This is a genomic window from Butyrivibrio sp., assembly GCF_024699075.1.
Map to the genome: position 1 here is coordinate 1 of NZ_JAILQF010000388.1, position 9,464 is coordinate 9,464.

Genomic DNA, 9,464 nt, shown 5'->3' on the forward strand with positions numbered 1-9,464 from the left:
TAATTCCCTACCTGTAAGAAGTTTATATGCTTTTGGTGTATACTCGGCAGGTTTATATGTATCTTTGGTCTCGCGAGTAGAAACTATAGTATACTTCGAGAAATGATATGCGTCAAAAGCTATATCTGTTGTATTATTTGATGGATCCTTAACCTTTTCGAGATTTTCAACTGTTGTTTCTGAATTACTTGTATCAGAACTACTTGAATCTGAATTATTTTTTTCTTTAGATTCATTAGTTTCTTCTGCTTCTTTACTTGAAGCGTCTGTTGCATCTGCAGATTCTGTTTCTTCATTAGATGTTTCTTCATTAGATGCTTCTTCATTAGAAGCTTTTTCATCAGAAGATTTTGTTTCAGTTGCTTCTTCTGCTTCATTAGTTTTTACATAATAAACAGAAAGATATGTATCTTCATCTGCACTGTCTATAACATTAGAAAAAGTAATTGTTACAGCCTTATCATCCTTGGGCTGTATTGGGCCATCAACCTTTTCATTGGTGATAGTAATATCAAATGTATATGTTCCATCGAGAGTTGTACCATCAGAACTCTCACCTTCAGCTTTTATAGATATAGTATCTGAATTTTTATTATCACTATCAGTATTTGCATCAGTTTCTTCTGTAAGTTCTTTAGCAGCTTCTTTGACTTTTTCTTCTACAGAAGACTCAACTCTTGTTACATTTAATTTAGAGCCATCCGGTATTACTCCTGCTTCTGCATAAGCTGATACTGTAATACCGTCTACTGTAACTTCATCTTTAAATCGTTCTTCATATGTTAATCCATCTTCTTTATCTTCAGAAAGGGTAAAGTTAGCATAGAAGGTGACCTGGCTGGTCTCTTCAGGAAGAGCCTTGAGATATTCAGTAGTAGGGATATAGGCTTCATCTTCGCTTACAACCTGTTCATCATAAGTCCAGTTAACGAACTCATATCCTTCATCAGGCGTAGCTACTGCGCCAACTACTGTAACAGTCTCTGCCTCAAGATCTACTGTTTCTGTGATCATAGAAACGTTTTCTTCGCCGGCAATCTTTCCACCATTATTAGCAATATAAGTTATCTTGATGCCTTCTGCATCTTCAGTTACAGAGTCTTCAGCATTTGCTTCATCAATTACAGAGCTTTCTGTACTTGCTGCATTTGCGCCTGATCCTTCTGCACCTGCTGCATCTGTCACTGATCCTTCTGCACCTGCTGCATCTGTTTTTGATTCCTGTGAATCAGTTTCTTCAGTTGCAGATCCTGCTGCAGGGTTATCAGTATTATTCTGCTCCTGTTCATTGCCAGCGCCTGATGAATCTCCATCACCACCAGTATTTGAGTTATCAGGATTATCTCCATTGTCTGTGTTTTCAGGAGTTTGTGCTTCAGCGCCAAGATCACTGGCACTATCACTTTCACCTGAAGATTCTTCCGGTCCATTTTCATCCTGGGTTTCTTCAACGTTTTGATCAGTTTCTTCGTTTTCAGCAAAAGAAACAATGCTGCTGTTTCCTAGAGTCTGGAATAGAACTGTAGCAGCAACTACGCCTGAGAATAAGGTCTTAACAAATCTTTTTTTCATTTTACCCCTTCCTCCATTTAACAAACATAATTAAAGCTAATTCGAACGACTGACGAATAGCTTATTCTGAAGTTATGTTAATTTAAATGGATTCCCTTTAGATTCAATCACCATATTAGATATCAGGCCCCAAAGTATCCCTATAACCTGTATCTAATGCTACTTAAATATAAGATTTAAGTAACATGCAGTTTCCAGCCACCCTAATTCTGTAGTCCTGCATATATGCTATATATTATCACTTTTTGGGGATAAATGAAATAGTTTACCGATAAGTTAATATATTTTTTCGAATACTTTGTCACATTAAACTGATATTATAGTCGAGCGAGCGTGTACGAAATGCGCTTTATAACGTCAAAAAGGCCCCAAAGCAATTTGCAGCTTTGGGGCCTTTTATTATTACTCTTTTATGATATCACTCAACTTCACACATTATTAATGCGTTACTTTCCTTGCGCATTTATATATGCGAATTTCGTTACTCTCTTGTTATATCAGCGTATTCACCATTATCAGCTTTTAAAAGATCATCAGGTGTCAGCTCCAGCTGTGAGCCAATGCGACCTCCGCTTATATAGATCGTTTCCTGTTCTTTGGCCTGTATTGCAACCCTTGTTACATAATTTTTCTTCATGCCTATAGATGTTGTGCCGCCTCTTATATATCCGGTCACTTTATTAATATCCTTAACCGGTATCATCTCGACATTCTTGACACCAACCGCTCTTGCACATTTCTTAAAATCAAGTTCTTCAGCAATCGGAATTACAAATACATAATAGTTGTGATCTGCTCCTACAGTTACAAGTGTCTTGAATACCTTCTCATGAGGAAGGCCAAGTGAATCCGCTATCTGTATTCCATCAACAAATTCCTTACATTCATATTCATGATGACTATATGGAATTTTCATTGTATCAAGTATTCGCATTGCATTAGTTTTAACTTCTTTTTTGCTCATTTTTTGTACCTCGAAGTTTTTTAATAATATATCTACGCCGTTCTTATTTTATCCCATTTTGAAGCTTATTTAAAGCGAGCTTAACTTTGCAGGCATTTACACCTGTCTTGTCATGTGTAAATTATTATTTTTACATTTGTCTTGACTTATTTTACAGCTAGTAGTATCATCTCTCAGAAAGAAAAGAAAATCAGGATATCTAATTCAAAGGCTAATATATCAGGAGGAGTTTATGGACAAAATATCTCAGGAGATCAGAGAACTGGCTAAAGCAAAGGACGCAGTTATTCTGGCTCACTATTATGTTGACGGGGCTGTACAAGACGTAGCCGATTATGTTGGTGACTCATTCTACCTCGCCAAGGTTGCAAAAAAAGATCCGCACAAGACCATAGTATTTTGCGGAGTTACATTCATGGGGCAGTCTGCAAATATTTTAAGCCCTGACAAAACTGTTCTCATGCCTGACCTTAACGCTGTATGTCCTATGGCTCTTATGGTAGATGCTAATAAGATCAAAGAGATGCGTGATGAATACGACGATCTTGCGGTTGTATGTTATATCAATTCAATGGCAGAGATCAAAGCGCTCTCAGACGTATGCGTTACAAGTTCTAACGCTCTTAAGATTGTCAGATCCCTCCCTAATAAAAATATCTTTTTTATCCCGGATGGAAATCTTGGACGCTTTGTAAAAGAGCAGTGTCCTGAAAAGAACGTCATCTTAAACGAAGGCTACTGCCACGTTCACACTTCAATAACAGCAAATGACGTGGAGAAGGCATTCAGAGAACATGAAAATGCCCAGATCCTGGTACATCCTGAGTGCACACAGGAAGTATGCGATCTTGCAGACTTTACAGGTTCTACCAAGGAGATCATCGAATATGCAGAAGCTTCATCAGCAGATGAATTCATAGTATGCACTGAGAAAGGTGTACTTCATGAACTTATAAAGAGAGCTCCCTCTAAGAAATTCTACTTCGTTGGAGCAAAGCAGACATGCCCCAATATGAAAAAAATCACTTTGGAAAAAGTACGTGACTGTCTCTTAAATGGTACAGGTTCAATAAGCGTAAGCGATTCTGTAAGACTAGATGCTGACAAGCCGCTTGAAAGAATGTTGGAGCTTGGAAGCGTCAAGGAGCCTGTTCTTGTATAAAAATTTTTGCGATTTGCGCTGAGCCAGATCACTTAATATATGTGCCCAGCATGGAGGACTATTATGAATAGCGCAAAGAGTTTAAAAACTGATGTAGTTATAGTAGGAAGTGGAGTTGCAGGTCTATATGCTGCCATGAATCTTCCTGGCAAATTAAATGTTACTATCATATCCAAGGGAGACGTTACCCAGTGCGATTCTTACCTTGCTCAAGGCGGTATATGTATGCTAAGAGATGACAGTGACTATGATTCCTATTTCGAAGATACGATGCGTGCAGGTCATTATGAAAATGATCCTGATTCTGTCGACCAGATGATAAGACAGTCTCAAAGCGTCATTAAGGATCTTATAAGTGTAGGAACTGATTTTGAAAGAAACGCTGATGGGAGTCTTGACTTCACAAGAGAAGGAGCCCATTCAAATAAAAGGATCCTCTACCATGAAGATATAACAGGTCAGGAGATAACATCAAAGCTTCTTGATGCTGTCAGAAAGCTTCCAAACGTTACTATCTATGATCATGTGACCATGATCGATATCATCACTAAAAAAAGCAGCCATCTGAATGATTCCAGCTGCCATGGCATTGTATGTACTGTCTCAAAGGATAGCGAGTTGGCTCAAAAATATGGAAGAGATGATACCATTTCAGGAGAAAAGATAGTATACATAGAAAGCTTTTATACTATCCTTGCCTGCGGCGGTATTGGAGGATTATTTGAGCATAGTACAAACTATCCCCTCCTTACAGGAGATGCCCTTGCCATATGCCTAAAGCATGGCATAGAGCTTGAAAATCCTGACTATATACAGATTCACCCAACAACCTTGTATACAGATCATTCCTCTTTATATGTTGAACATATTGATGGATCAAGAACAAAACGCAGCCAGGATGAAGTTCTAAGCGATCGTTCTTTCCTTATATCGGAATCAGTAAGAGGCGAAGGCGGAATTCTTTTAAATAATAAAGGGCAGCGCTTTACAGACGAGCTTATGCCTAGAGATGTAGTCAGCAATGCGATTTTTGAACAAATGAAAAAGGAAGGCACTAAGCATGTTTGGCTTTCCATGGAAAATATTCCAACAGATGTCATCAAAAATCACTTCAAGCATATATATGAGCAGTGCCTTAAAGAAGGCTATGACTGCACCAAAGAGCCTATTCCTGTAGTTCCTGCCCAGCACTATTTCATGGGCGGAATAAAGGTTGACCTTAATGGTCAAACATCTATGAGGCACCTGTTTGCTGCAGGAGAGACCTGTTGTAACGGCGTTCACGGAAGAAACAGACTTGCAAGTAACTCTCTTCTTGAAAGTCTTGTATGGGCCAGAAAAGCGGCAAATCTTATCGGCATCAAATATGACATACGTGTCGTCAAAAATGATAGTTCAAGTAATAGCCTGGAAAATGAGAATTTAGTGACAGAAGTGTTACCTGAATGGACAGACGATATGACTCTTAAGGTCAATAATAAAAATCTTATTTTAGCTGAAATTGAAAGGATGAAAAAATATCATGAGCACAATAAACCAAAGCAGTACAGCACACCTTGCACCGGTAACTATGAGACTTCAGGCAGACGACCTGATCCTGTCAGCGCTTAAAGAGGATATAACTTCAGAAGACGTATCCACTAATGCTGTTATGCCCGAAAGCGTTCCTGGTAGTGTTGATCTTATAGCCAAGCAGGACGGCGTTATTGCAGGACTTTCAGTATACGAAAGAGTTTTTACCCTTCTTGATCCTGATACAAAGGCAAGTTTTAGTGTTAAAGACGGCGACCATGTAACAAGCGGTCAGAAAATCGGAACTGTAGATGGAGATATCAGAGTCCTTCTTTCAGGAGAACGTGTAGCTCTTAATTATCTTCAGCGTATGAGCGGAATTGCAACATATACTGCAAATGTAGTAGAATTGCTTAAGGGATCAGGTATCAAGCTTCTTGATACAAGAAAGACAACCCCTAACATGAGAATCTTCGAAAAATATGCAGTAACTGTTGGCGGCGGATATAATCACAGATACAACTTATCTGACGGTGTACTTCTTAAGGACAATCACATAGGTGCTGCAGGAAGTGTTACAAAGGCTATCCAGATGGCTAAAGACTATGCTCCTTTTGTTCGTAAGATTGAAGTTGAAGTCGAGAACCTTGATATGGTAAGAGAAGCTGTAGAAGCCGGTGCCGATATCATAATGCTCGACAACATGTCTCATGAGGATATGGAGACTGCCATGAATATCATTGATGGCAAAGCTGAAGTTGAAGTATCCGGAAATGTTACAAAAGAAAATATTAAAAGACTTGCAGATCTTGGAGTAGACTATATTTCAAGCGGAGCCTTAACTCATTCATCTCCTATTCTTGATCTGTCTATGAAGAATCTGCATCCTGTAAAATAAAGGATCAAAGCTTATAATGAAAGCTGATCAAAAGATTCTAATATGAATTTACTGGTCAGCCTGCTGATCTTATTTTCTTAATAAAAATCAAATCATTGTGCAAAGGACTTAATATGCGATTATCAGGTGAAGAGAGAAGAAATAATATACTAGAGATACTTGCTGCTGCATCCGAACCTATTTCGGGGAGCAAGCTTTCCAAAGAGCTTGGTGTAAGCAGGCAGGTAATAGTCACTGATATAGCACTTATCAAGGCTACTCATCCGGATCTTGTATCTACTAATTCAGGTTATATCCTGATGCACGCATCAAATACAAGACGAGTATACAAGGTAAGACATTCTAATAAGCAGATTGAAGATGAGCTTTCTACTATCGTCGATCTTGGAGGCAGTGTTCAAAACGTTTATGTAGAGCATAAAGTATATGGTACTATCACAGCACCATTACAGATAAGCTCCAAGCGTGATATTCAGAACTATCTGCGCGATATGAGCAGCGGAGTATCATCTCCTCTTTCTTCTATAACAGACGGATATCATTATCACCTTATAGAAGCAAGATCAGAGGCTATTCTGGATGAAATAGAAGAAGCACTAAGACAAAAAGGCTACCTTATTGAAACCCAGAAAGCACCGGTCATATACGAACCTAAAAACTATTCTACAATATAAAAGAAAAGAAAAAAGGCTTCCCGCCATACCCACGGGAAGCCTTTTAATATTAGATCAATTATGCCTCTGTCTTAGCTGCAAGAGCTTCTTTGATCTGCTTTGTAAGTTCAGGAACGATCTTGTTAAGATCACCTACTACGCCGTAGTCAGCTACGTCGAAGATAGGAGCGTTCTCGTCCTTATTGATAGCAATGATGATATCAGACTCTTCCATACCTGCAACGTGCTGGATGGCACCTGAAATACCAATTGCAAAGTATACGTGAGGACGAACTGTCTGTCCTGTCTGACCAACCTGAAGTTCCTTTGGCTTCCAGCCATTATCTACAACTGCACGAGAGCAGGATACTGTTCCGTGAAGTACTTCAGCAAGATCTTCAAGAATCTTGAAGTTCTCTGGGCTGCCTACACCACGTCCACCAGATACAAGGATCTTAGCGTCTGCGATATTAGCAACGTTAGTTGTCTCCTTAACGATCTTAAGGATTTCTGTATAGCAGTTGTTCTTTGTAAATCCAGGATTGAATTTAACAACTTCTGCCTTAGCGCCCTTATTAGGAGCGATCTTCTGCATAACGCCAGGACGAACTGTTGCCATCTGAGGGCGGAAGTTCGGGCAAGCGATTGTAGCGATTGTGTTTCCACCGAATGCAGGACGAGTCATAAGAAGCTGTTTGTGCTTCTGCTCCTGTCCAGGCATAGGTGTAAGCGGGAAATCACCAATCTCAAGCTGTGTACAGTCAGCTGTAAGACCTGTATGTACACGTGATGATACACGAGGACCAAGGTCACGGCCGATAGCTGTAGCGCCAACGAGGAGGATCTCAGGCTTGTACTCTTTGATTACTTCTGCAAGAGCATGTGTATAAGGCTCTGTTCTGTAATCCTTAAGTTCAGGGTCATCTACTACGATAACTCTGTCTGCACCGTACTCAGCAAGCTTATCAGCGAGGTTTTCAACGTTCTCACCAAGAAGTACTGCTGTTACTTTCTTTTCATCAAGATCTGCTGCAAGATCTTTGGCCTTGCCCAGAAGTTCGAGAGCTATGTTGCTGAGCTCATTGTCAACCTGCTGAGCGAAGATAAATACACCCTTATATTCTTCTAAAGACATGTTCATTCTCCTTTTATACTAAATAGTTCACATCTTGGAATGTGCAAACTTTGTAAGATTGCACTTCTTTCGGATTCTTAGATTACGTGCTTCTCGTCAAGCTTGCCAAGGATGTACTTAACAGCTTCATCAGCACTGTCAGGAGTAACCTTTTCGCCGGCACCCTTCTTTACCTTATCTGAAGCCTTGGCAATCTGTGTAGGAGAACCTTTAAGACCGATATTCTCATCAGCTACATCCTTAAGATCAGCTCTGCCCCAAACAGTAACTTCTGAATCGAATGCATCAAAGATTCCACCAGGAGTCATGTATCTAGGCTCACCGAGCTCTGAAAGAGCTGTAATAAGAACAGGCATCTGAGCCTTTACCATGTGGTAACGGTCTTCGAACTGTCTCTTAACTGTAACTGTTTTTTCTTTCTCATCAACTGAGATTTCTTCAGCATATGATATAACCGGGATTCCAAGGTGCTCAGAAATCTGAGGACCAACCTGAGCTGTATCACCATCGATAGCCTGACGGCCTGTGATAACGATATCATAATCAAGGTTACGGATTGCTCCAGCTATTGTTGAAGATGTTGCCCATGTATCTGCGCCGCCGAGTACTCTGTCTGTAACGAGGATTGCTTTATCAGCACCCATCGCAAGTGCTTCACGAAGAACTGCATCAGCCTTAGGAAGACCCATTGTTACAACAGTTACTTCAGCACCATACTGATCTTTAAGCTTAAGAGCTGCTTCAAGACCTGCTTTATCATCAGGATTCATGATAGCAAGCATTGCTCCTCTATCAAGAGTTCCATCCGGTTTGAATTTAACGCCGCCCTTTGTATCAGGGACCTGCTTAACACAAACTACTACTTTCATGTTTTTCTCCTTATATTTGCAGAATCTGAACTATATAAGTTCATTTATATATGCTTTTGTATACGCATATCCGGATATGCATTTTGATGATCATATATCATATTAATTCTTATCATCAAAATAATATTGCTTCTTATATCCTATTATGCAAGTAAGCTTCCTGAGATAACCATACGCTGAACTTCTGAAGTTCCTTCGTAGATCTCAGTGATCTTAGCGTCACGCATCATACGCTCAACTTCGTACTCTCTGATGTAACCATAACCACCAAGGAGCTGTACGCACTTTGTTGTAACGTCCATAGCTGTCTCAGCAGCGAAAAGCTTAGCTTTAGCAGCTTCTACAGAATATCTGTCCTTAGTTCTCTTAGCTTCTGCAGCTTTGTATACAAGGAGCTGTGCAGCTTCTACTTCTGTTGCAAGATTAGCAAGCTGGAACTGTGTATTCTGGAACTGAGCGATTGAACGACCGAACTGCTTTCTCTCTTTTACATAAGCGATTGTTCTGTCAAGAGCGCCTTCTGCAAGGCCAAGAGCCTGTGCAGCGATACCGATACGACCACCATCAAGAGTGTGCATAGCGATAGGGAAGCCCTTTCCACGAGCACCAAGCTGGTTCTCAGCAGGAATTACGCAATCCTGGAAGATAAGCTCATATGTAGCTGATCCTCTGATACCCATCTTGTGTTCCTTAGTTCCG

9 protein-coding genes are annotated in these 9,464 nt (G+C 40.0%); 4 read left to right on the forward strand and 5 right to left on the reverse strand.

The window, feature by feature from the left end; translation table 11 throughout:
- On the reverse strand, positions 1 to 1,572 hold a 1,572-nt coding region (locus K6G87_RS15545), incomplete at its 3' end, for a hypothetical protein (protein ID WP_296839274.1).
- A gap of 481 nt (positions 1,573 to 2,053) precedes the next feature.
- On the reverse strand, positions 2,054 to 2,536 hold the full coding sequence (gene ybaK / locus K6G87_RS15550) for a Cys-tRNA(Pro) deacylase (RefSeq protein ID WP_296839277.1): 483 nt from the start codon (positions 2,534 to 2,536) through the stop codon (positions 2,054 to 2,056).
- 232 nt (positions 2,537 to 2,768) lie between these two features.
- On the opposite strand from ybaK, the gene nadA reads away from it, so the two are divergent.
- The 4 genes from nadA (at position 2,769) to K6G87_RS15570 (ending at position 6,782) form a co-directional block, all read left to right on the forward strand.
- Complete coding sequence (gene nadA, locus K6G87_RS15555; protein ID WP_296839279.1) at positions 2,769 to 3,698, forward strand: quinolinate synthase NadA; 930 nt, start codon at positions 2,769 to 2,771, stop codon at positions 3,696 to 3,698.
- 63 nt (positions 3,699 to 3,761) lie between these two features.
- Positions 3,762 to 5,309, forward strand: coding sequence for an L-aspartate oxidase (locus K6G87_RS15560; RefSeq protein ID WP_296839281.1), 1,548 nt, complete (start codon positions 3,762 to 3,764; stop codon positions 5,307 to 5,309).
- Positions 5,221 to 6,108 carry a carboxylating nicotinate-nucleotide diphosphorylase gene (gene nadC / locus K6G87_RS15565; RefSeq protein WP_296839283.1) on the forward strand — a complete coding sequence of 296 codons (888 nt, stop codon included), beginning with the start codon at positions 5,221 to 5,223 and terminating at the stop codon, positions 6,106 to 6,108. Before K6G87_RS15560 ends, nadC begins: the two co-directional genes overlap by 89 nt.
- A gap of 113 nt (positions 6,109 to 6,221) precedes the next feature.
- Positions 6,222 to 6,782, forward strand: a complete 561-nt coding sequence (locus tag K6G87_RS15570) for a transcription repressor NadR (protein ID WP_296839284.1) — start codon at positions 6,222 to 6,224, stop codon at positions 6,780 to 6,782.
- A gap of 58 nt (positions 6,783 to 6,840) precedes the next feature.
- On the opposite strand, the gene K6G87_RS15575 is transcribed toward K6G87_RS15570, so the two are convergent.
- From K6G87_RS15575 to K6G87_RS15585, 3 genes are all read right to left on the reverse strand, one after another.
- Positions 6,841 to 7,896 carry an electron transfer flavoprotein subunit alpha/FixB family protein gene (locus tag K6G87_RS15575; RefSeq protein WP_296839286.1) on the reverse strand — a complete coding sequence of 352 codons (1,056 nt, stop codon included), beginning with the start codon at positions 7,894 to 7,896 and terminating at the stop codon, positions 6,841 to 6,843.
- Positions 7,897 to 7,973: 77 nt separating this feature from the next.
- Positions 7,974 to 8,765, reverse strand: a complete 792-nt coding sequence (locus K6G87_RS15580; protein ID WP_296839289.1) for an electron transfer flavoprotein subunit beta/FixA family protein — start codon at positions 8,763 to 8,765, stop codon at positions 7,974 to 7,976.
- Between the two features lie 143 nt (positions 8,766 to 8,908).
- Positions 8,909 to 9,464, reverse strand: a 556-nt coding sequence (locus K6G87_RS15585; protein ID WP_296839293.1) for an acyl-CoA dehydrogenase family protein, incomplete at its 5' end; no start/stop codon positions are given.

Bases quoted from the DNA above. Each gene is read 5' to 3' on its own strand.
- ybaK (WP_296839277.1), bottom strand. From the start codon at position 2,536: ATGAGCAAAAAAGAAGTTAAAACTAATGCAATGCGAATACTTGATACA.
- nadA (WP_296839279.1), top strand. From the start codon at position 2,769: ATGGACAAAATATCTCAGGAGATCAGAGAACTGGCTAAAGCAAAGGAC.
- K6G87_RS15560 (WP_296839281.1), top strand. From the start codon at position 3,762: ATGAATAGCGCAAAGAGTTTAAAAACTGATGTAGTTATAGTAGGAAGT.
- nadC (WP_296839283.1), top strand. From the start codon at position 5,221: ATGAGCACAATAAACCAAAGCAGTACAGCACACCTTGCACCGGTAACT.
- K6G87_RS15570 (WP_296839284.1), top strand. From the start codon at position 6,222: ATGCGATTATCAGGTGAAGAGAGAAGAAATAATATACTAGAGATACTT.
- K6G87_RS15575 (WP_296839286.1), bottom strand. From the start codon at position 7,896: ATGTCTTTAGAAGAATATAAGGGTGTATTTATCTTCGCTCAGCAGGTT.
- K6G87_RS15580 (WP_296839289.1), bottom strand. From the start codon at position 8,765: ATGAAAGTAGTAGTTTGTGTTAAGCAGGTCCCTGATACAAAGGGCGGC.